18 protein-coding genes and 6 pseudogenes are annotated in these 21833 nt (G+C 67.8%); 14 read left to right on the forward strand and 10 right to left on the reverse strand.

Annotated elements, in window-relative coordinates; all coding sequences use genetic code 11:
• Positions 1 to 77 precede the first annotated feature (77 nt).
• Positions 78 to 3134: pseudogene (locus tag ACZK2V_RS02730) on the forward strand (bifunctional diguanylate cyclase/phosphodiesterase).
• A 95-nt stretch (positions 3135 to 3229) separates the two neighbouring features.
• Here ACZK2V_RS02730 and ACZK2V_RS02735 read toward each other — a convergent pair.
• On the reverse strand, positions 3230 to 4111 hold the full coding sequence (locus ACZK2V_RS02735) for a LysR family transcriptional regulator (RefSeq protein ID WP_049424802.1): 882 nt from the start codon (positions 4109 to 4111) through the stop codon (positions 3230 to 3232).
• A gap of 96 nt (positions 4112 to 4207) precedes the next feature.
• On the opposite strand from ACZK2V_RS02735, the gene ACZK2V_RS02740 reads away from it, so the two are divergent.
• From ACZK2V_RS02740 to ACZK2V_RS02750, 3 genes and pseudogenes are all read left to right on the forward strand, one after another.
• On the forward strand, positions 4208 to 4618 hold the full coding sequence (locus ACZK2V_RS02740) for a DoxX family protein (protein ID WP_049424804.1): 411 nt from the start codon (positions 4208 to 4210) through the stop codon (positions 4616 to 4618).
• A gap of 31 nt (positions 4619 to 4649) precedes the next feature.
• A pseudogene (locus tag ACZK2V_RS02745) lies at positions 4650 to 5436 on the forward strand (dioxygenase family protein).
• A gap of 117 nt (positions 5437 to 5553) precedes the next feature.
• Positions 5554 to 7203 (forward strand): Na+/H+ antiporter, encoded by a 1650-nt coding sequence (locus ACZK2V_RS02750; protein WP_032128751.1) that lies wholly within the window; start codon positions 5554 to 5556, stop codon positions 7201 to 7203.
• Between the two features lie 90 nt (positions 7204 to 7293).
• On the opposite strand, the gene ACZK2V_RS02755 is transcribed toward ACZK2V_RS02750, so the two are convergent.
• A complete protein-coding gene (locus ACZK2V_RS02755; RefSeq protein WP_032128750.1) occupies positions 7294 to 7542 on the reverse strand; it encodes a DUF3297 family protein in 249 nt (82 codons plus the stop codon).
• A gap of 90 nt (positions 7543 to 7632) precedes the next feature.
• On the opposite strand from ACZK2V_RS02755, the gene ACZK2V_RS02760 reads away from it, so the two are divergent.
• Positions 7633 to 8175 (forward strand): DUF6630 family protein, encoded by a 543-nt coding sequence (locus ACZK2V_RS02760; protein WP_005407911.1) that lies wholly within the window; start codon positions 7633 to 7635, stop codon positions 8173 to 8175.
• A 39-nt stretch (positions 8176 to 8214) separates the two neighbouring features.
• On the opposite strand, the gene ACZK2V_RS02765 is transcribed toward ACZK2V_RS02760, so the two are convergent.
• From ACZK2V_RS02765 to msrB, 5 genes and pseudogenes are all read right to left on the reverse strand, one after another.
• On the reverse strand, positions 8215 to 8490 hold the full coding sequence (locus tag ACZK2V_RS02765; protein ID WP_049463469.1) for a DUF4031 domain-containing protein: 276 nt from the start codon (positions 8488 to 8490) through the stop codon (positions 8215 to 8217).
• 13 nt (positions 8491 to 8503) lie between these two features.
• Positions 8504 to 8992: a hypothetical protein gene (locus tag ACZK2V_RS02770; protein WP_049463467.1), complete on the reverse strand. Its 489-nt coding sequence runs from the start codon at positions 8990 to 8992 to the stop codon at positions 8504 to 8506.
• 128 nt (positions 8993 to 9120) lie between these two features.
• A complete protein-coding gene (motB, locus tag ACZK2V_RS02775; RefSeq protein ID WP_049398339.1) occupies positions 9121 to 10059 on the reverse strand; it encodes a flagellar motor protein MotB in 939 nt (312 codons plus the stop codon).
• 3 nt (positions 10060 to 10062) lie between these two features.
• A pseudogene (motA, locus tag ACZK2V_RS02780) lies at positions 10063 to 10915 on the reverse strand (flagellar motor stator protein MotA).
• A gap of 91 nt (positions 10916 to 11006) precedes the next feature.
• Complete coding sequence (gene msrB, locus ACZK2V_RS02785) at positions 11007 to 11474, reverse strand: peptide-methionine (R)-S-oxide reductase MsrB (RefSeq protein ID WP_049463465.1); 468 nt, start codon at positions 11472 to 11474, stop codon at positions 11007 to 11009.
• A gap of 141 nt (positions 11475 to 11615) precedes the next feature.
• On the opposite strand from msrB, the gene ACZK2V_RS02790 reads away from it, so the two are divergent.
• Together ACZK2V_RS02790 and ACZK2V_RS02795 are read left to right on the forward strand one after the other, a co-directional pair.
• Positions 11616 to 11993, forward strand: coding sequence for a hypothetical protein (locus ACZK2V_RS02790; RefSeq protein WP_049398340.1), 378 nt, complete (start codon positions 11616 to 11618; stop codon positions 11991 to 11993).
• A 144-nt stretch (positions 11994 to 12137) separates the two neighbouring features.
• Positions 12138 to 12338 (forward strand): hypothetical protein, encoded by a 201-nt coding sequence (locus ACZK2V_RS02795; RefSeq protein WP_049463463.1) that lies wholly within the window; start codon positions 12138 to 12140, stop codon positions 12336 to 12338.
• Positions 12339 to 12394: 56 nt separating this feature from the next.
• On the opposite strand, the gene ACZK2V_RS02800 is transcribed toward ACZK2V_RS02795, so the two are convergent.
• On the reverse strand, positions 12395 to 12874 hold the full coding sequence (locus tag ACZK2V_RS02800) for a winged helix-turn-helix transcriptional regulator (RefSeq protein WP_005407919.1): 480 nt from the start codon (positions 12872 to 12874) through the stop codon (positions 12395 to 12397).
• Between the two features lie 149 nt (positions 12875 to 13023).
• Between ACZK2V_RS02800 and ACZK2V_RS02805 the strand changes: the two are divergent.
• A pseudogene (locus ACZK2V_RS02805) lies at positions 13024 to 14324 on the forward strand (D-amino acid dehydrogenase).
• Positions 14303 to 15371 (forward strand): annotated as a pseudogene (gene alr, locus ACZK2V_RS02810) (alanine racemase). Before ACZK2V_RS02805 ends, alr begins: the two co-directional pseudogenes overlap by 22 nt.
• Before the next feature lie 281 nt (positions 15372 to 15652).
• On the opposite strand, the gene ACZK2V_RS02815 reads toward alr, so the two are convergent.
• Positions 15653 to 16216 (reverse strand): DUF3016 domain-containing protein, encoded by a 564-nt coding sequence (locus ACZK2V_RS02815; RefSeq protein ID WP_049463461.1) that lies wholly within the window; start codon positions 16214 to 16216, stop codon positions 15653 to 15655.
• 244 nt (positions 16217 to 16460) lie between these two features.
• Here ACZK2V_RS02815 and ACZK2V_RS02820 point away from each other — a divergent pair, with 244 nt between their 5' ends.
• Together ACZK2V_RS02820 and ACZK2V_RS02825 are read left to right on the forward strand one after the other, a co-directional pair.
• Positions 16461 to 18449, forward strand: a complete 1989-nt coding sequence (locus ACZK2V_RS02820; RefSeq protein ID WP_032128739.1) for a hybrid sensor histidine kinase/response regulator — start codon at positions 16461 to 16463, stop codon at positions 18447 to 18449.
• Positions 18450 to 18492: 43 nt separating this feature from the next.
• A complete protein-coding gene (locus tag ACZK2V_RS02825) occupies positions 18493 to 18783 on the forward strand; it encodes a DUF3247 family protein (RefSeq protein ID WP_049463459.1) in 291 nt (96 codons plus the stop codon).
• A 160-nt stretch (positions 18784 to 18943) separates the two neighbouring features.
• Here ACZK2V_RS02825 and ACZK2V_RS02830 read toward each other — a convergent pair whose 3' ends face one another.
• Entirely contained in the window at positions 18944 to 19207 is a 264-nt protein-coding gene (locus ACZK2V_RS02830) for a hypothetical protein (protein ID WP_005407925.1), read from the reverse strand.
• Positions 19208 to 19363: 156 nt separating this feature from the next.
• Here ACZK2V_RS02830 and ACZK2V_RS02835 point away from each other — a divergent pair.
• The 3 genes and pseudogenes from ACZK2V_RS02835 to ACZK2V_RS02845 all read left to right on the forward strand — a co-directional run bounded on the left by ACZK2V_RS02835 (position 19364) and on the right by ACZK2V_RS02845 (position 21802).
• Positions 19364 to 20424 (forward strand): annotated as a pseudogene (locus ACZK2V_RS02835) (class I SAM-dependent methyltransferase).
• On the forward strand, positions 20421 to 21122 hold the full coding sequence (locus ACZK2V_RS02840; protein WP_049463458.1) for a pseudouridine synthase: 702 nt from the start codon (positions 20421 to 20423) through the stop codon (positions 21120 to 21122). The pseudogene ACZK2V_RS02835 and the gene ACZK2V_RS02840 overlap by 4 nt, the downstream one beginning before the upstream one ends.
• The gene (locus ACZK2V_RS02845; protein WP_049463457.1) at positions 21119 to 21802 is read left to right on the forward strand and encodes an HAD family hydrolase; all 684 of its coding nucleotides are present in this window, start codon (positions 21119 to 21121) and stop codon (positions 21800 to 21802) included. Before ACZK2V_RS02840 ends, ACZK2V_RS02845 begins: the two co-directional genes overlap by 4 nt.
• Positions 21803 to 21833: the final 31 nt, after the last annotated feature.

Here is a 21833-nt window from a genome sequence, read left to right on the forward strand (position 1 = left end):
CGGAAGCGATCTTCACGCCGTCACCGGTGTGGTGCATGCTGGCCTCAGGAGCCCTGCGCGGACACGGGGAGGTGGCCATGCGGGGGCGGGTCAGGCGTCAAGAATGGCGTCCGCCGGCCGTTGAGGTCGGGGATGTGGAGGATTCGTTCGCGCATGAAGCCAGCCGACTGCACAAGGAAGACCAACCGATGCCCGCGCTGAAACGGGCGTTGGCCCGGCCGCTGCGCGCCATTACCTGGGGCGGGGTGTTGCTGGGCATTCTGCTGGTGGCCGGGTTGACCACCATGCTGGCCAACGACCATCACCGCCGGCTGGAGGCCGCACAGCGCCAGAGCCGTGCACTGGCGGTGGGCAGCGAGCGCCTGCTGGCGCTGGAGCTGCGCAACCTGGAGCGGGCGATGTCCGGCATCGCCGCCGATGCCGTTGAAGTGTTCCGCAGCGTGCCCGCGCAGGCGCCGGCGCTGCTTGATGCCTCCATCGGCGGCGTGCTGCGCCGGCATGCCGAGCTGCACAGCATCGTGGTGCTGGACAGCTATGGCCGCGCCCTGACGGCCGGCAAAGGTGACCTGAACCTGCCGCTGTGGACCGATCCGCAGCGCCGCGGCCTGGGCAGTTCGCTGTACATCGGCCCGCCGCTGCGCGCCAGCGACGGTGGCTGGGTGGTGCCGCTGGCGCTGCCGATGGCCGGTGACCGCTGGTTGCTGGCGCGGCTGCGCTGCGGCGAACTGCAGCGCATCATCGGCGGCCTCGATGTTGGCCCGAACGGGCTGGTGTCGATCAGCGATGCGGAAGGCTACATGCTGGCCCGCGTACCGGACCCGCACGGCACGGTCGGCCGACGCTACGATCTCGCGCATCGCGACCTGCTCGGCAAGCAGGCCGTGGTCGAGCTGGGCAGCCTGCCGGGCGCGGTCGATGGTGTGCAGCGCATCATCACCATCAGCACGCTGGAGCGCAGCCCGCTGGCGGTGCAGGTCGGGTTGGCCGATGAGGACGTGCTGGCGCCATGGTGGCCCTACCTGCAGGCGTCAGTAGCAATCGTGCTGGCCTACGTCGGGGTGCTGCTGGTCCTGCTGTACGCGGTGCGCCGCAGCACCCGCCGCCAGCAGTCGATGGCGGAGGAACTGAAGACCGGGCATGCCGAACTGCGCCTGGCCCACCAGGTTGGGCGCGTCTGCACTTGGTACGTGGACGAGGATGCCGCACTGTTGCGCTGGTCACCGCTGGCGCGTGAGATCTTCGGCGTGCAGACCGATGCGCTGCCGGTGGCCGATTTCTTCGCGCGTGCATCGTGATGATGCAGCGCGCCTGCAGCAGGCCTTCGACCAGGCCTTCGCCGGTGGCGCGGTGCTCGACCAGGTGTTCCGCCTGGTGCTGCCCGGAGGCGCAGTGCGCTGGGTGGGCGCACGCGGGCAGCGGGTGGAGGTGGCCGACAGCGAGCGCCGCATGATCGGTGCCCTGACCGACCTGAGCGAACGCTACCAGGCCCGCGAGCAGATGAGCGAAGTGGAACGCCGCTTCCGCCTGTTGTTCGACCGCAATCCAGCGCCGTTCTGGGTGTTCGATCCGGATACGCTGCGCTTCATCGAGGTCAACGATGCCGCCGTGCGCCAGTATGGCTACAGCCGCGAGGAATTCCTGGCGATGAGCATCCTCGACATCCGCCCGCGCGAAGGCTGGGACGAGGTGAAGGGTGCGATCGCCAAGGCCCGTGTCGGCGAGCTGCAGGATGCCACCGTGCGCCTGCACCGGCGCAAGGACGGCAGTGTGTTCGAAGTGCGCGCACACCTGTCCAAGCTCGATTTCGATGGCCAGCCCGCCTGCCTGGTGCTGGCCGAGGATGTGAGCGAGCGGCTGGCTTACGAGCGCGACCTGGCCTACCAGGCGCGGCACAACCCGGCCACCGGCCTGCTCAACGTGCGTGCGTTGACCGAACAGCTGGACGAACAGCAGGAGGGCTACACCATCGCCTTCGTGCAGTTGCGAGGACTGCAGCTGGTGGCCGACACGCTGGGCCGCGAGATCGGCGATGCGGTGCTGCAGTCGATGGCGACCCGGCTCGGTGGCCTGGGCGCGCTGCGGCACGCTGGCATTCCAGCCGGCGGAGGACTTCGTGTTCGCCATCGGTGCCGAGCACGATACCCAGCGCGTGCTGGACGACCTGCTGCAGATCGTGTCGGCGCCGATGCGCGGCAAGGATTCGCTGCACCAGTTCGAGCCGCGCATCGGCGTGGCCGTGCACATTGCCGGCGACGGCCACAGCGCCGAGCAGGTGATCGGCATGGCCGCACAGGCCGCGCATGCCGCGCGCCGAAGGCAACGTGGTGGTCTGGTTCGACGCGGCGGTGACCACGCGGTTGGCCGACCGCCTGCGCCTGGCCGGACGCATCCACGCCGCCATCGACAACGAGTTCCAGCTGTATTTCCAGCCGATCCGGCACGCCAGCGATGGCAGCCCGGCCGCGCTGGAGGCTCTGCTGCGCTGGCCGCAGGCCGATGGCAGCTTCATCCCGCCCAACGAGTTCATCCAGCTGTGTGAGGACACCGGGCTGATCCTGGCACTGGGGCGCTGGGTGATCCGTGCGGCGGCGAAGGCGCAGCGCCGGCTGGTCGAGGCCGGTTGGGGCGAGCTGCCGATCGCGGTCAATGTATCGGCGGTGCAGTTCTTCAACAGCGATCTGGTGGCCGAGTTCACCCGCGCGCAGCAGGAGTTCGGCCTGGCCCGCGGCGCGCTGCACGTGGAGCTGACCGAGAGCAGCCTGATGCGCAAGCCGGCGCAGGCGATGCAGACCATGCAACGCCTGCACGAGCAGGGCATCAGCGTGTCGCTGGATGATTTCGGTACCGGCTATTCCAGCATGTCCTACCTGCAGCACCTGCCATTGGACATCCTGAAGATCGACCGCAGCTTCGTCGCCGACGTGGAAACCAATCCGCGCAATGCCTCGATCTGCCGCGCGCTGCTGTCGCTGGGCCACAGCATGGGCCTGACCATCATCGCCGAGGGCGTGGAAACGCCGGGGCAGCTGGACTGGCTGGCTGCGCACGGCTGCGACCAGGTGCAGGGTTACCTGCTCGGGCGGCCGGCGCCGCTGGAACGGATCATCGAGGCGCTGGATGAGGTTGCCGCCTAAGTGGTAGTGCCGGCCGCTGGCCGGCATTCGCCCAGGACCGGGATGTGTCTGATTGCCGGCCAGCGGCCGGCACTACCGGCAAGCGCCAGATTCGGCTACACCCCGGCCTCCACCAGATGGTCGATGAAACTGCGCACCTTCGGTGCCAGATGGCTGCGGCTGGTATAGACCGCGAAGATGCCGATCGGCGAGGCCTCCCATTCGGGCAGGATGCGCACCAGGCGGCCATCGGCCAGCGCGTCTTCCAGCAGGAAATCGGGCTGCAGGATCACGCCCATACCGGCGATCGCCGCTTCGCGCAGCACGTCGCCGTTGTTGGCGTGCAGCAGGCTGCTTACCGCCACCTTCACTTCGCCGCCCGGTCCCTGTAGCGGCCAATGGTCGCCAGCGGCCCAGTAGCTGTAGCTCAGGCAGGCGTGGGCCTGCAGCTCCTGCGGCGTCTGTGGCGTACCGCGTGCGGCCAGGTAGGCCGGCGCGGCGCACAGGCTCACCCGCGATTCGCCCAGACGTCGCGCGATCAACGTCGGCCCCGGCTCGCGGGTGATGCGGATGGCGACGTCGTAGCCTTCCTCGACCATGTCCACCAGCCGGTCGGACAGGGCCAGGTCCAGTTCCACCTGCGGGAAGCGTTCGCGGTAGCTGGCCAGCAGCGGGCCGAGGCGGGCGATGCCCCAACTGACCGGTGCGTTGATGCGCAGCGTGCCGGAGGGCTCCAGCGCCTGCGCGCCGATGCTGGCCTCCAGCGCGTCGAACTCGGCCAGCAGGCGCACGCACTGGGCGTAGTAGGCGGCACCGGCACTGGTCGGGCTGACCCGGCGCGTGGTGCGGTGGAGCAGGCGGGTGGACAGGCGCTTTTCCAGCGCGGCGACCTGGCGGGTGACGCCGGCAGTGGACATATCCAGGGCCTGGGCGGCGGCACTGAAGCCGTTGCGCTCGACCACCGCCACGAACACGCGCATCGCCTCGAGGGTGTCCATTGTTGCGCCTTTTGAAATAAATACGGTCAATCCATCGTATTTATTGGTCCACGAAGGCGCAATAACCTGTGCCTACTCCCTTCAAGGTGTTTCCCCATGCACACCACGACCGCTCCTGTTTCGCCGCTGGCCCCGTACGGCGCCACCCTGCTGCGCCTGGCCCTGGGCGTGCTGTTCCTGGTCCATGCGCTGATCAAGCTGCTGGTATTCACCCCGGCCGGCACGGCGGCGTTCTTCGAGTCGCTGGGCCTGCCCGGCGTGCTCGGCTACCTCACCATCGGCGTCGAGCTGGTGATCACCGTCGCGCTCCTGCTGGGCATCTACGCACGCTGGGTGGGCCTTGTCGGTGTGCCGCTGCTGCTGGGCACCATCGTCACCGTGCACGGCGCCAACGGCTTCGGTTTCGCCAATGCCGGCGGCGGCTGGGAATACCCGGCGTTCTGGGCACTGGCGCTGGTAGTGCTGTTCCTGGTCGGCGATGGCAAGTGGACCCTGCGTTCGCGCTGATCGCCGCCTGACCCTGCAACTGGAGAATTCCATGTCCCGCCTGCCTTCGCTGTACATCTCGCATGGTTCGCCGATGACCGCCCTGCATCCGGGCCAGGTTGGCGTGCGCCTGGCCGAGCTGGCGCGCGACCTGCCGACGCCGCGCGCCATCGTGATGGCCTCGGCGCACTGGCTGGGCCGGCAGCCGCTGGTCGGCGCGCATCCGCAGCCACCGACCATCCATGACTTCGGCGGCTTCCCGCGCGCTGTTTGAACTGCAGTACCCGGCGCCGGGCGATCCGGCGCTGGCCGAAGAGGTGGCCGGCCGCATCGCCGCCGCTGGCCTGCCGGTGGCACTCGACCCGCAGCGTGGCCTCGACCACGGTGCCTGGGTGCCGCTGCGGCTGCTGCGCCCGCAGGCCGACATCCCGGTGGTGCCGCTGTCGATCCAGCCGATGCTCGGCCCCGAGCACCAGTTCGCGCTCGGCCGCGCGCTGGCGCCGCTGCGCGAGCAGGGCGTGCTGCTGGTCGGCTCGGGCAGCATCACCCACAACCTGCACGACTGGGGCGACTACCAGGACGGCAAGGAAGCGCCGTACGTGCGGCCCTTCATCGAGTGGGTGGAGCAGCGCCTGGCCGCCGACGACCGCCAGGCCCTGCTCGATTACCGTCGGCAGGCGCCGTTCGCCGAACGTGCGCACCCGACCGACGAGCACCTGCTGCCGCTGTTCTTCGCGATGGGCGCGGCCGGCGAGGGCGGCTTCGGTGCACGCCGCATCGACGCCGGTATCGATGCCGGCTTCCTCGCCATGGATCTGTACCGCTTCGACGGGGCATGAGCCGGGGCTGACGCGCGGCGGCCCCGGCCGTCGCGGTCATGGCCGCATGTGGTAGTTTTTTCCGGGTTTCCGGCGCTGGCTTGCGAGCCTCCCCGCGCGCCGCTTCCTGGAAGAAGCATGCATACCATTGAAGTCGTCCTGGCGATGCTGGTGGCCGTTGTCGCCAGCGGCTACCTGGTTCGTGTCCTGCCGTTCTCGTTGCCGCTGCCGCTGGTGCAGATCGGCCTGGGTGCGGTCATCGCCGGCGTGTTCAACCGCGGCCACGCGCTGGAGCCGGAGGTGTTCTTCCTGCTGTTCCTGCCGCCGCTGCTGTTCCTGGATGGCTGGCGCATTCCCAAACAGGGCCTGTTCCGCGACAAGGGCGCGATCCTCGAGCTGGCGTTCGGCCTGGTGGTGTTCACCGTCATCGGCGCCGGCTTCCTCATCCACTGGCTGATTCCAGTGATGCCGCTGGCGGTGTGCTTCGCGCTGGCGGCCATCGTGTCGCCGACCGACCCGGTGGCGGTCGGGGCCATCGCTTCCAAGGCGCCGATTCCCAAGCGCCTGATGCACATCCTTGAGGGCGAGTCGCTGCTGAACGATGCCTCGGGCCTGGTCTGCTTCCGCTTCGCGGTGGCGGCAGTGATGACCGGCACCTTCTCGCTGGCCACCGCCTCGCTGACCTTCGTGTGGGTGGCGGTGGCCGGCCTTGCTGTGGGAGTGGCAGTGACGCTGGGTGTGTCCACCTTCCAGCGCTGGCTGTGGCGCCGCTTCGGCGAAGAGCCTGGCGCGGCGATGCTGGTCAACCTGCTGATTCCGTTCGCGGCCTACCTGCTGGCCGAAGAGATCCATGCCTCGGGCATCCTCGCCGCGGTCGCTGCCGGTATCGCGATGAGCTATGTCGAGCTGACCGGCCGTGTCTCCGGCAGCATGCGCGTGCAGCGTGCCGGGGTCTGGAACATGCTGCAGTTCAGCTTCAACGGCATCATGTTCGTGCTGCTGGGCGAGCAGCTGCCGGGCATCGTCGAACGCGCCACCACCACCATGAACGAGACCGGCCACCAGAGTGCGTGGTGGCTGCTGGTGTATGTGGTGGTGATCAATCTGGCACTGGTCGTGCTGCGCCTGCTGTGGGTGTGGCTGTCGCTGCGCTGGAACCTGCTGCGCGCGCGTCGTCGCGGCCTGGAGCGGGGCGAGGCGCCGAACTGGCGCATCGTGGTGGCGACCTCGGTGGCCGGCGTGCGCGGTGCGATCACCCTGGCCGGCGTGTTGACCCTGCCGCTGTTCCTGCCCGACGGCAGTGCGTTCCCGGCGCGTGACCTGGTGATCTTCCTGGCCGCGTCGGTGATCCTGTTCTCGCTGCTGGGCGCCAGCATCGCGCTGCCGCGGCTGTTGAAAGGCCTGCAGCTGCCGTCCGATTCGGGTGAGCGCAAGGAAGAGGATCTGGCGCGCCGGCTGTCGTCGAAGGCGGCGCTGGCCGGGGTCGAGCGCATGCGCCAGCAGATGGTGATGAACCAGAACACCGAGAACGTGCAGCTGTACAACGACGCCGCCTCGCGGGTCAGCCTGCTGTACCAGCGCCACCTGGAGAAGGACAGCGACGGGCCCGACGTGGACCCGGAGAAGGTGCGGCGCATGGAACTGGGCTACCGCCAGCTGCGCAGTGCCGGCCTCAATGCCGAGCGCGAGGAGCTGTTCCGGCTGACCCGGCGCGGGGTGATCTCCGATGAGATCTCGCGGCGCCTGATCCGCAACCTGGACCTGCTGGAATCGCGCAAGCGCGAGTGACCCTGCCCCGAAGCGTAGAGTCGAGCTTGCTCGACTGCTCTTTCGCAAAGCAGTCGAGCAAGCTCGACTCTACCGATCCCACGGCGCGGGTTATTCCGGCTTCTGGTCCAGGAAATACGCCTCGACCTTGCCCTTGACCTTGATGGTCATCGGGTTGCCGCGGCGGTCGCGGGCCTTGCCGGCCTGCACGCGGATCCAGCCTTCGCTGACCGAGTATTCCTCGACGTTGTCGCGCTCGACGTCGTTGAAACGCACGCCAACGCCGCGCTCCAGCGCCTGCGCATCATGGAAGGGGCTGGCCGGGTTGATCGCCAGGTGGTCGGGAGGGGTATCGCTCATCGCTTCATTCACAGTGACGGCCACCAAGGCCGGCTTCAGCGGCACAGGATAAACCGTAGAATGCCGGCCTGCCCCAGAGGAAGTTCCGCCATGCCCGACAACAGCGACTATTTCGACTTCGAGGAAGACATCCACGACTTCGACGAAGACGGCTTCGAGGCGCGGGTCTGGAACCTGCTGGTACTGATCAACCCGGGCGACGAAGAGCTGGCCCTGCAGCAGTTCAACCGCTGGCGCGAGCACCTGGCCGAGGACGGGCAGCCGCTGGAAGCGGACAGCGACTGGCTGCCAGCGCTGTTCACGGCCATTGCCTGGCAGTCCGGTTTCGAGGTGGAACGAGATGACCTGGAATCGCTGCAGTCGGCGGTGAACGAGCTGTCGGCGCGCTTCAACCTGCAGCTGGACTGGGGCGGCGACCTGGACGACGAGGACTTCGCCGAAGACCTGGACGGCGTGCAGCTGATGTCCACCGCATTCGACCGCCTGCGCGAGCACAATTACACGCTGTGGAGCGTGGATGCCGGCAGCGACGGCTTCACCGGCGTGATGGCGCTGACCCGCGACGACGACGCGATGCTGGCGCTGTGCTCGCTGCTGAACGTGGAAATCCGGCTGGGCAGCGACCCGTTCTGAGATTGATCGGTAGCGCCGGGCCATGCCCGGCGCTCCCATCTACGGCCGGTACTGCGCCCTGGCGTTGGCGATCACCGCTTTGACCAGCGCGCGGTCGGTGTGCCTTGAGATCGCCCGCGCACCGAGCGCGATCGCCTGTGCGCGCAGCTCGGAAGTGACATCGTAGTGGGCACCGCTGGCCTTGTTCTGGAAGGCCCGCGGGGGAATGCCGAGCTGCGCCGCCATCGCGTGCAGCTCGGCCAGGGTGTCGGCCATCAGGTGCGCCCAGCGCTGTCCGCGCCAGGGATGCACCGCGTCATCGACGTAGACTGTCACCGCCGCGGCCGGTTCAGGCCTGCGGCTTGCTGTCGCTGTCAGCGGCCGGAGTGGCCTCGGCAGCGGCTTCTTCGGCCACGTCGCCCTCGGCGGCTTCGCCTTCCTCGCCTTCAGCAGCGTCGACGCCTTCGAACTCGGCAACCAGCTTGTCCAGGTACTCGTCGGCGGTCTGCTCGGATTCGGCCGCCAGGGTGTCCAGCAGCTTCTGCAGCAGTTCGGAGTACTCCAGGTTGACCTTGCGGCCTTCCTTCTCCTGCACGTTGGCCAGGTGCTTGAGCATGGCCAGCATCGGCACCGGGTTCTCGGCGTTGCCCATGGTCTGGCCGCCGATGGCCAGCAGCCACTCACGGCCCTGCAGGCCGATGGCCGCGACCACCTGGCCGTCTTCGTTGGTCAGCACGGCATGGTTCTGCACCTGCTGCTGCGCGTTCAGGCGCAGGAACGGGCGCTTGGCCTGCTGCTTCTTGCGCTTGTCGCGCTTGGCCTTGGAGTTCTGGGACATGGGGTGGGGTCACCTGGAAACGGAAAGACCACCATTGTAGCGGGTGCGCCGGGTCATGCCCCTGGTGGGTGCGGACCTTGGTCCGCACGCTTTTCCCGGATGTGCGGACCAAGGTCCGCACCTACCGTTTACTTTGCCGGACCCTGCGCGGCCTGCACGTCCGGGTCGGCGGCGGGGGCCGACAGCCCCACCTGCGGGCCGGCACCGGCCAGGGCGGCTGCTTCGGCGGCCTGGGTCATCACCACGATGCTGATGCGGCGGTTGATCGGATTCTGCGGGTCGGCCTTGTCGAACAGCACCGACGAAGACAGGCCGACCACGCGGGTGATCTTGCTGTCCTCCAGGCCGCCGTCCACCAGTGCGCGCCGTGCGGCGTTGGCACGATCGGCGCTCAGTTCCCAGTTGCCGTAGCCGCGCGCGGCCGAATAGGCGGTGATGTCGGTGTGGCCGGTCAGGCTGATCCGGTTCGGCACGTGGTTCAGGTAGTTGGCCAACTCGTGCAGGATCTGCTGCGTGTACGGCTTCAGCGTGGCGCTGCCGAGGTCGAACATCGGCCGGTTCTGCTTGTCCACGATCTGGATGCGCAGGCCTTCCGGGGTCAGATCCAGCAGCAGCTGGTCCTTGAACGGCTCCAGCGCCTGGCTCTTGCTGATCGCCTCCTGCAGTTCCTTCATCAGCGCTTCCAGCTGCTGCTTGTCGCGCTGCTGCTGGTCCACCGGCTGCGGCACCGCTTCCTTCTGGTTCTGGAAGGGATCGTTGCTGCTGCCCCGCGAGATGTCGGTGGCACCACCGAGCTTGATCATCGAGGTGCTGGCGCCACCCGGGCCGGCCATGCCGGGCGCCGGCGTGGCGTTCTGCCCGCTCAGCGGGCTGGGGTTGCGGAAGTACTCGGAAATGGCCGCACGGTCGTTCTTGTTGGTGGTGGCCATCAGCCACAGCACCAGGAAGAACGCCATCATCGCGGTCACGAAGTCGGCATACGCCACCTTCCACGAACCGCCATGATGGGCGGCGTGGCCGGCCTTCTTGACCCGACGGACGATGACGGTGGGCTTGGTCTCGGCCATGGCTTACTTGACCGTCTTCAGGTGCTGCTCGAAATCGGAGAAGGCCGGGCGCACGTTCGACGGCAGCGTCTTGCGGGCGAATTCCAGCGCGATCTTCGGGTTGTAGCCACGCAGGCAGGCCAGCAGCGCGGTCTTCACCGATTCGTAGATGCGGCTGTCCTGCTCGGCGCGCTTCCATCGCTGCCGCCATCGGGCCGACGAAACCGTAGCCCAGCAGGATGCCCAGGAAGGTACCGACCAGCGCGCCGGCCACATGGCCGCCGACCTCGACGATATCCCCGCCGATCGAACCCATGGTGATGACGATGCCGAGCACCGCCGCGACGATGCCGAAACCGGGCAGTCCGTCGGCGACCTTGGTCAGCACCTGCGACGGCGCCATGGCCTCGGCGTGGTGCTTTTCCAGCTCCAGTTCCAGCAGCGGCTCCAGCTCGTGTGGCTCGATGTTGCTGCCGATCATCAGGCGCAGGCAGTCGGTGATGAAGTCGATCAGGTGGTGGTCGGCCTGCACCTTGGGGTAGTTGCCGAACAGCGCGCTTTCGGCCGGGCGCTCGACGTGGTCTTCCAGCGCCATGAAGCCTTCGCGGCGGGCCTTGTTGAGCAGTTCATAGAGCAGGCTGAGGACATCGATGTAGTCCTGCTGCTTGTAGCGCGGGCCCTTGAACACGCCGACCATGGCCTGCAGGGTCTGCTTGACCGTCTTGGCCGGGGTGCCGACCAGGAAGGCGCCGAGCGCGGCGCCACCGATGATGACCAGCTCGTAGGGCTGCCAGAGGGCACCCAGGCGGCCGTGGGCACCGAGATAGCCCCCGATCACGCTGACGATGACGACCAGGAATCCAACGATGATGAGCATGGGGCGACGCAAGGAGAGGGGATATCTCCTTGTCGGCCCGTCGCCCGGTTTTCTGAAGAGGGAATTCTGTGAAATCGGTCAGCGGGGTGTTTCAGCCCGCCACGCCGCTTTCGGCGCCGCCACGCTGCAACGGGTCGGGCCAGGGCTCGCCATTGCCGGTGAACAAAAGTGAGACGGAGTTCAGGCAGTGGCGCTCGTAGGTGGGCGGCGGGCCGTCCGGGAATACGTGGCCCAGATGGCTGCCACAGCGCGCACAGGTGATCTCGGTGCGGACCATGCCGTGGCTGGTATCGCGGATTTCGCGCACGTGTGCCGGGTCGAACGGGGCGAAGAAGCTCGGCCAACCGGTGCCGGAATCGAACTTGGTGCTGGAGCGGAACAGCGGCAGTGCGCACAGCCGGCAGCAGTAGACGCCCTCGCGCTTGTTGTCGAGGAACACGCCGCAGAACGGCGCCTCGGTACCGTGCTGCAGCAGCACGCGGCGCTCTTCACTGCTGAGGCCGGCGATCAGCGCCTCGGTCTGGGTGGCGGTGGGGGGCGTCAGGTCGAAGGCAGTCATGGCGGCGCTCCGTGGGGGTTGATGGCCTGGGGATGGCGGAAAACGTGGGGGTGCCGGCGCGCGCTTGCAAGTGTGATGGCCGTTCATGGCCGGCACACAGGTGCAGGCGCAAGGTAAATGTGATCCACGCCGGAGCGTGACATGAAACCGACCCTTTCCCTGCTGTTGATGGCCCTGTTGCCCCTGGTCGCGCAGGCCCAGGTACCGACGTCGTCGAGCCCGACCGCCACCCGCAGTGCCACCACCGTGGCACCGCAGCCGGTGATGCCGCCGCCGCAGGCCGCTCGCCCGCAGCCGCAGGTCCTGCCGTCGCCGCAGCCGGCGCAGCCGATCAGGTCCACCGGTCCCGCCCAGATCGCGCCCACCCCGGCGCCGAAGCCGGCCGACAAGGTGTACGACCGCAATGGCCGCATCGTCCCCGGGGTACGCCCGGCCGGTCCGAACCGCGTGTTCGATTCGCGTACCGGCCGCTATTACGACAGCGTGCCGGCCGGCGATGGCCAGCAGATCAAGCGCTGATCTCGGGTGCCAAACGAGGTTGGCGGCTACCGCACGCTGTCCGGCCTGAACGCACGAAAACAACCCGCTGCAGATCACTGCTTTTTCGCCTGCGATTAACCGTTCCGGGACCAACGTGACCGTGCGCCGGCATTGCGCCGCCGCATGTCCTTCGTCCACTGGATCGCGATCATGAAAAACCAGCAGAACCGTCATCCCGGCAAGGAACCGCAGGGCCGCAACCCGCAGCAACAACAGCAGCAACAGCAACAGCAACAGCAACAGCAGCAGATGGAGCCGCAGCAGCCGCACAAGGGTGGCAAGCAGCAGGAACAGCGCTCGCAGAAGCATCCGCAGCAGCGCTGACGGACCCGGGGGTCAGAGCCCGCTGCACGGGATCTGGCCCCACTACCGTTCCGGACTCAATCCGGAATCGGCAGGCTCAGCGTTTCCTTCACTTCTTCCATCACGATGTAGCTCTTCGACTCACGCACATGCGGCAGTGTCAGCAGGGTGCTGCCGAGCAGCTTGCGGTAGGAGGCCATCTCGCTGATCCGCGCCTTCAGCAGGTAATCGAAGTCGCCCGAGACCAGATGGCACTCCAGCACGTTGGGCAGCTTCAGGGCGGCGCGCCGGAACTCCTCGAAGATGTCACCGGACTTGTAGGCCAGGCTGATCTCCACGAATACCAGCAGGCTGGCCTTCACCGCCGCCGGGTCCAAGTGGGCGTGGTAGCCGGTGATCACCCCCTCGCGCTCGAGCCGGCGCACGCGCTCGGTACACGGGGTGGTGGACAGGCCGACCCGCTCGCCCAGTTCGGTGAAGGAGATACGGCCCTCGGCCTGCAGGATGCGCAGGATCTTGCGATCGATCTTGTCCAGTTCGCGGGTACGGGTGGCCATGGCCGTCAACCTTGGGGAATGAATTGCAGGGGAACATCCTGCCGGTTGATCGCAAATCAGGCAAATCAACTGGGAATGGCTGTCTATACTTCCCCAATTATGGTCCCGGCACGCTCCAGTGCAGGGAATGATCGGGTTGGAGAAGTCCCATGCGAGTCCTAGTTCTCGGCAGCGGCGTGATCGGCACCACCAGTGCCTGGTACCTGCGACAGGCCGGGTTTGAAGTCACGGTCATCGACCGCCAACCCGGCCCGGCGCTGGAAACCAGCTTTGCCAATGCCGGCCAGCTGTCGTTCGGCTACACCTCGCCGTGGGCCGCCCCGGGCGTGCCGAAGAAGGCCATCGGTTGGCTGTTCGAGAAGCATGCGCCGCTGGCGATCAAGCCGGGCATGGACCTGGCCCAGTACCGCTGGCTGTGGCAGATGCTGCGCAACTGCACCCACGAGCGCTACGCGATCAACAAGGCGCGCATGGTGCGCATGTCCGAGTACAGCCGCGACTGCCTGAACGAGCTGCGCGCGCAGATCGGCATCGAGTTCGAAGGCCGCGACCTGGGCACCACCCAGCTGTTCCGCACCCAGCAGCAGCTGGATGCCTCGGCGCAGGACATCGAGATCCTGGCCCAGTACGGCGTGCCGTACGAGGTACTGGACCGCGCCGGCATCATCCAGGCCGAACCGGCCTTGGCCCATGTCGATGGCTTGGTCGGCGCGCTGCGCCTGCCACGTGACCAGACCGGCGACTGCCAGCTGTTCACCCGCCGCCTGGCGCAGATGTGCGTGGATGCCGGTGTCGAGTTCCGTTTCGACCAGGACATCACCGGCCTGGAATTCGATGGCGACCGCATCACCGGCGTACGCATCGACGGCAAGCTGGAAACCGCCGACCGCTTCGTGGTCGCGCTCGGCAGCTACTCGCCGGCGCTGGTCGCATCGTTGGGCATGCGCCTGCCGGTGTATCCGCTGAAGGGTTACTCGCTGACCTTGCCGATCACCGACCCGGCGATGGCGCCGACCTCGACCATCCTCGATGAGAGCTACAAGGTGGCGGTGACCCGTTTTGACGACCGCATCCGCGTCGGTGGCATGGCCGAAGTGGCCGGCTTCGACCTGTCGCTGTCGCAGCGCCGTCGCGAGACCCTGGAGCTGGTGGTCAGCGATCTCTACCCGAAGGGCGGTGACCTGTCGCGCGCAGTTCTGGACCGGCCTGCGCCCGGCCACGCCGGACGGTACGCCGGTGATCGGCGCCACGCCGTTCCGCAACCTGTACCTCAACACTGGGCACGGCACGCTGGGCTGGACCATGGCGTGCGGCTCGGGCCGCTACCTGGCCGACCTGATGAGCGCGCCAGCCGCAGATCAGCACCGAAGGCCTGGATATTTTCCGCTACGGCCAGTACGGTCACGCGCCGCAACAAGAGAACCGCACATGCGTCCTGCCCGCGCGCTGATCGATCTGGGCGCCCTGCGCAGCAACTACCGGCTCGCCCGTGAACTGGGCGGTGGCAAGGCCCTGGCGATCATCAAGGCCGATGCCTATGGCCACGGCGCAGTGCGCTGTGCGCAGGCACTGGAAGGCGAGGCCGATGGTTTCGGCGTGGCCACCATCGAAGAGGCGCTGGAACTGCGCCAGGCCGGCATCCGTGCGCCGATCCTGCTGCTGGAAGGCATCTTCGAGCCCAGCGACATGGCGCTGGTGGCCGAACACGATTTCTGGTTCGCGGTGGGCTCGCCGTGGCAGCTGGAAGCCCTGGTCGCGTTCGACAGCCCGCGCCCGCTGACGGTGTGGCTGAAGCTGGACAGCGGCATGCATCGCCTCGGCCTGGACGTGGACAGCTTCCGCGCGGCGCATGCACGCCTGTTGGCGCTGCCGCAGGTCGAACGCATCGTGCTGATGACCCACCTGGCGCGTGCCGACGAACTGGACAGCGAACGCACCCACGAGCAGGCGGCGACGTTCGCGCGGGCCATCGACGGCCTCGATGGCGAGACCAGCGTGTGCAACTCGCCGGCGCTGCTGGGCTGGCCAGATGTACGCAGCGACTGGGTGCGCCCGGGCCTGATGCTGTACGGCGCCAATCCGCTGCCTGACAACACCGCGCTGACCGAGCGCCTGCGCCCGGTGATGACGATGCAGTCGAAGGTGATCGCCGAACGCTGGATCGAGGCCGGTGAGCCGGTGGGCTATGGCGCGCTTCGTGGCCAAGGCACGCACCCGCGTGGGCGTGGTCGCGCTCGGCTATGCCGACGGTTATCCGCAGTTTGCCCCGAATGGCACCCCGGCGCTGATCGATGGTCAGCCCGGTGCCCTGATCGGGCGCGTGTCCATGGACATGCTGACCGTGGACCTGACCGCGCACGCGCAGGCCGGCATCGGCAGTGTGGTGGAACTGTGGGGCAGTGCACCGACGCTGTCCGAACTGGCGCCGCGCTGCGGCGTGAGTGCGTACCAGCTGCCCTGCGCGGTCAAGCGCGTGGCGAAGGTCTATCAGGACTGACCGAACGCTGGCCGTGCACGGCTCTGGTAGCGGCCGACCTTGGTCGGCGCTGTGAATGCGTGTCGACCAAGGTCCACACCTACCGGTAGGGACCGGTCGGCGCGCACGGCTCTGGTAGCGGCCGACCTTGGTCGGCGCTCTGAATGCGTGTCGACCAAGGTCGACACCTACCGGTAGGGACTGGTCGGCGTGCTCGGCACTGGTAGCGGCCGACCTTGGTCGGCGCTTTGAATGCGTGTCGACCAAGGTCGACACCTACCGGTGAGTCGCGCCGCCCGGGATCATCGCGCGGCGGTGGCCTGGCTGGCCAGCTGCCGCTTCACCCAGTCATCGATCAGGCGCTTCTCGTAGCGCAGCGGATCACTGTCGCTCTTCAGCCCCAGGTTGTGCAGGTAGCCGGTATCGCTGAGGCGCACATCGCCCTCGCTGACGATACGGCCGCTGGCGTCCTTCAACGTGTACTGCAGGCTGATCCGCGGCGGGTAGATGTCACGCATGATCCGGATGTCGCGGCCACGCGGGCCATGCCACGGCTCGTAGTCACCGGCGCGCTTGATGTCGACCAGGGTCACATCGAGGGTCTGCCCAGGCTGCAGCGGCTTGGCGGCGGTGGTCTGCAGGTAGCGTGCCAGCTGCTGTACCCAGTCGCCACGCTCGGCCTCGAAGCGGTTGGTGCTCTGGCGGATCTCGGTGAATTTGGCCGGGTCCTCCCATTTCACGCTGACCGGGCCATCGGCCTGCAACGCACGTGGCGCGTCCGCATCGGTCACGGTGCGCGGTGCAGCGGCGGCGCCGCCCGCCACCAGGGCGCCTGCCAGCAGGGCAATCGCGAGTGAGCGTTTCATGACGGTCTCCTGCGTCCCCGCGATGGGGACGATGTTGATCACAGATCGAGTGTGATCCTGCGGCCGGGGCGCCGCAATGGCAGATTGCGTCATGCGCAAGAGTGGTTGCCGCCAATTCATCGTCGTCAACCATGACTGACGGCGCTTGACGCTGTGAATACGCCCTTTGGAAGATGCTGTGCCTCCAACCCGGCCTGCACTGACGCCCTTGTCCACACTGCCGCCCCTCGTGGAGCGCCCACCGATGATGGTGCCGGCGCCCGAACCCGACCTGCATCATGGCGTGCTTGAGCGCATCAACGCCGGTTTCTGCGTGATCCAGGTGCTGTTCGAGGGCGATCGTGCGGTCGACTATCGTTTCATCGAGGTCAACGACGCATTCGAGCGCCACACCGGCCTGAAGGATGCGCGTGGCCAGCGCATGACGGCGCTGGAACCGGGCCACGAGGAAGACTGGTTCCGCATCTACGGCGAAGTTGCCCGCAGTGGCCGGCCGGCACAGTTCGAGATGGAAGCGCGTGCGCTGGGCCGCTCGTTCGCGGTGGATGCGGTGCGCGTGGGCCGCCCGGGTGAGGACAAGGTCGGCATCCTGTTCTTCGACATCACCGCGCGCAAGCAGATGGAAGTGGAGCTGGGCGAAAGCGAAGCCCGCTTCAGTGCGCTGGCCGATGGCCTGCCGATGCCGGTGTGGGTGCTCGACGAGCGCGGCCATGCCCGTTTCGTCAACAGCGCTTTCAGTGAGTTCTTCGGCGGCGACGAGACGCGCGTGCCGGAAGATGTCTGGCGTGGCCTGGTGCACCCGGACGATGCGTCGGTGTTCGAGTACGAACTGCAGGAAGCGCTGAAGGCGCAGCGGTCGATGCATGCGCTGGTGCGGGCCCGACGCGCCGATGGCGACTGGCGTTGGTTGGAGATGAACGCGCGTCCGCGCTTCTCGCGGATGGGCCGCTTCATCGGCCTGGCCGGCAGCAGCCCGGACGTGACCGAACGCCGCGAGATCGAACTGGCCCGCGAGGAGCTGCTGCAGTCCGAGCGTGCCGCGCGCAGCGCAGCCGAGAACATGGCGCGGCTGAAGGACGAGTTCCTGGCCACGCTGTCGCATGAACTGCGTACGCCACTGACCACCATCCTCGGTTGGAGCGAACTGCTGCTGCAGCGCGTGGACAACACCAGCCCGCTGTACAAGGGCCTGAACGTGATCGCCAACAGCGCCGGTGCGCAGAAGCGGCTGATCTCGGACATGCTCGACCTCAGCAGCATGCTGCTGGGCAAGGTGCAGCTGGAGGTGGAGATACTGGATCTGCGCGACCTGCTGGGCGAAGCCATCGGCGCGCAGGAGCTGGTCGCCGAAGGCAAGGCGCTGGACGTGAGCCTGCAGCTGCCGGAGCAGCCCAGCCTGGTGCTGGGCGATGCCACCCGCCTGCAGCAGGTGTTGTGGAACCTGCTGTCGAATGCGATCAAGTTCACCCCGGCCGAAGGCCGCATCGATCTGCAGCTGCAGGCCGACGGCAACCACTGGGTGATCACCGTGCGCGACACCGGCGACGGCATCGCGCCCGAATTCCTCAATCATCTGTTCAGCCGCTTCCGCCAGGCCGATGGCACCACCACCCGACGGCATGGCGGCCTCGGCCTGGGTCTGGCAATCGTGCAGCAGCTGGTCGAACTGCATGGCGGTACCGTCGCCGCCGCCAGCGAGGGCCATGGCCACGGCGCCACCTTCACCGTGCGCCTGCCGCAGCACATTCCCGATGCCGAACGGCGGCCGCTGCGCGAAGTGATCAGCGGACCGATCCTGGAGCCGGTGATCGTCGAGCCGTATCCGCTGCGTGGCATGCACGTGCTGGCGGTGGAAGACCAGCCGGAAGTGCTGGAGTACCTGCGGCGCATGCTGGAAGAGCAGGGCGCAAGCGTGTCGGCAGCCAGCTCGGCCGGTGAAGCGCTGGCGCTGCTGGCCGATACCGGGCACCTGCAGTACCACGTGATGCTGACCGACATCGGCATGCCGGGCATGGATGGCTATGGCCTGGTGCGCACGCTGCGCGAGGACATGGGCGTGGATGCGATGACCCTGCCGGCGGTTGCCGTGACCGCGCTGGCACGTGCCGATGACCGGCGCCGAGCGCTGGCGTCGGGCTTCCAGGAACACGTGGCCAAGCCGTACTCGGTGGCACAGCTGGTGGCTGCGGTACGCAAAGTGCAGGTGCCACGCGCGGACAGCGCGCTGCACTGAGCATTCACGGCCGATCGGCGACCCTGCACGCAGGAGGTCGCCGATGTCCCGTACAGCTCCCCGCATCCACACCGATCCGGCGCAGATCGCGCGCCTGGAAGCCCTGCTGCCGCAGCTGGAAGGCGAAACGCAGGTGGAACTGACCCTGCACGATGGTCGCCGACTGCTCGGCACCGTCGCCGTGAAACCGACGGTGCAGCAATACCGCAACGAGGCCGGCGACGAAGGCAGCAACGGCCAGCTGCGCCTGGATGACTACGACACGCCGGTGCAGCAGCACCATGTGTGGCTGGATGAGATCGCCAGCATCCGCAGGTTGCCGCCCAGGGTCTGACGGCAACCTGCCAACCCCATCCACGCATGGCGTGGATCTACTGGAAAGGGCCACGCATGGATGTGCGTGACCTCGTCATCGGCCAGGCCTCATGCCGTCCACGCACAGCGTGGATTTTCCAGAGGTTGCAGTAGAGCCACGCCATGCGTGGCTGTTGGGATCAATGCTCGAACAACGTAGGCGTCGCCTCGAACCGGCGCGCATAGGCGCGTTCTTCCGCCACCCTCGCCACCTCGTCGTCGGCCAGGTCCGGTGCGCCGTACACCGCATAGGCCACGCTTCCGTCGGCACCATGGCCGACCTGGTGCAGCCGGTAGCGCGAGTGGCCACCGCCGGTGTCCTCGGGGTAATGCACGGGCGGATGGCTGCCTTCCAGGTCCATTTCACTGTTGTCGACCACGCCACCGACGAACAAGGCTCGCATGCAGGTTCTCCTGGGTTTCCGGGGGAGCCTCTACCCTGAACGTTTCAATGTTGCTGGCAGATCAAGGCCCCGTTCGGGTTTCGCAAAGCGGCCGCCGGGGCCGGCCCGGCCAAGCCGGTACAATGGACGGCCCTCACGCTTGAAGTACCCGCGCCGATGGCCTCCAGCGACGACGCCCCCCTGCAGACCCTGTTCCTGCCGTTCTCCCAAGGCGCCCTGCGCTGGCCGGAGGGCCCGGTGGCCTTCCTGCGTGCCCGCGACGGCTGGCCGCTGCGCGAAGTGGCCGGCAACCGCGAAGTGCATTGCGAGCAGAGCTTTGCCCCGTTCGCGCAGCCGCTGCAGCAGGCCGCCGGCTGGACCGTCAGCGGCCAGCTGGATGATGTGGCCGGCAAGGGCCGCTACCCGCTGGTGCTGGTGCTGCCGCCGCGCCAGCGCGAGGAGGCCCGTGCCCTGTTCGCGCGCGCTGGCGCTGGTCGCCGACGGCGGCCGCATCGTCGCCTGCCAGTCCAACAACGAAGGTGCACGTTCGGGCGAGGGTGACCTCAAGCAACTGACCGGCCTCGGCGGCAGCCTGACCAAGAACCACTGTCGCGTGTACTGGACCGCCCCGATGCAGGGCCAGCACGACGCCGACCTGGCCAAGCGCTGGTCGGCACTGGATGCGGTGCGGCCGATCGTCGGCGGCCGTTTCCTCAGCCGCCCGGGCGTGTTCGCCTGGGATCGCATCGACCCGGCGTCGGCGCTGTTGGCCGAGCACCTGCCGGCCGACCTGGCCGGGCGTGCCGCCGACCTCGGCGCGGGCTATGGCTACCTGTCGCGCGAGCTGCTGGAACGCTGCCCGAAGATCACCGCGCTGGATCTGTACGAAGCCGAGCAGCGTGCGTTGGCCCTGGCCGAACTGAACCTGGCGCCGCCGCCGCGCGCTGCCGCTGCGCTTCCTGTGGCAGGACGTCACCGCGGGTATCGAACCGGGCTACGACGTCATCATCAGCAACCCGCCGTTCCACACGCCGTCGCGCGCCGATCGCCCGGACATCGGCCAGCGCTTCATCGCCGTGGCCGCGCAGGCGCTGCGCCCGGGCGGACGCCTGTACGTGGTGGCCAACCGCCACCTGCCGTACGAGTACACGCTCAACGAGAGCTTTGGCGCGGTGCGCGTGATCGCCGAGCGTGATGGCTTCAAGCTGGTGGAAGCGGTGAAGGGGAAGGGCAAGTGAAGCTGGTCAAGCTCATCGCCAACCTGGGCTATGGCAGCCGCAAGCAGGTGCAGTGGATGTTCCGCGAAGGCCGCGTCACCGACGCCGACGGCGAGGTGCTGTATGCCGACGACCAGGTGCCGCACGAGGCGATCCGGGTCGACGGCGAGCCGCTGGACCCGCCGGTGGGGCTGTCGATCGCGCTGCACAAGCCGGCCGGCTACACCTGTTCGACCAAGGACACCGGCCGCTTGATCTACGACCTGCTGCCGCCGCGCTTCCGTGACCGCGATCCGGTGCTGTCCACCGTGGGCCGCCTCGACCGCGAGACCAGCGGCCTGCTGCTGCTGACCGAGGATGGTGGCCTGCTGCACCGGATCATCTCGCCGAAGTCGAAGCTGCCCAAGGTCTACGAAGTGGAACTGAGCGACGACCTGCGCGGCGACGAAGTGGCGTTGTTCGCCAGCGGTACGCTGATGCTGGAGTCCGAGAAGACCCCCCTGCTGCCGGCTGAACTGGAAGTGCTGGATGCGCGTCGCGCACGCCTGGTACTGCATGAAGGCCGCTACCATCAGGTACGCCGCATGTTCGCCGCCACCGGCAACCACGTGCAGACCCTGCACCGCAGCCGCGTCGGCGGGCTGGACCTGCAGGGACTGGACGAGGGGCAATGGCGGCAGCTCACCTCCACCGATCTGGATACGCTGTTCGCTCCATGACCACCATCGCTGCGCTGCCGTTCCTGCCCGACGCCGTCATCTTTGACATGGACGGCCTGATGATCGACAGCGAGCGGGTCTCGCTGGCCTGCTGGAGCGAGGCCGCCGACGAGTTCGGACTGGGCCTGGACGAGGCGGTGTTCCTGCGCATGGTCGGCCTCGGTGACCGTGACACGCACGCGCTGCTGCGTGCGCAGGGCATCGAGGACAGCGTGATCGAAGCGGTGGCCGCACGCTGCCATGAGCTGTACGAAGCACGCACACAGACCGGCCTGCCGCTGCGTCCGGGCATTCTGGAGCTGCTGGAGCTGCTGAAAGCGCACGCGGTACCGCGCGCGGTGGCAACCACCACGCGGCAGCCGCGGGCCAACCGCAAGCTGGCCGCTGCCGGCCTGCTGCCGTATTTCGATGCCGTGATCACCAGTGGTGATGTGGCGCGGCCGAAGCCGGCGCCGGATATCTACCTGCTGGCCGCGCAGCGGCTGGGCCAGGTGCCCGAGCGCTGCCTGGCGCTGGAAGACTCACCGGCCGGCACGCGTGCAGCGCTGGCTGCCGGCATGACCGTGATCCAGGTGCCGGACCTGGTGCATCCGGATGAAGAGCTGCGCGCACTGGGTCACCGCATCGTCGGCTCGCTGGTGGACGCGCACGCGCTGCTGCTGCCGCTGCTGCCGAGGTAACGGTGGGCGCCGACCGTGGGTCGGCACACCC

Source organism: Stenotrophomonas sp. 93052_Sma, from assembly GCF_056481145.1.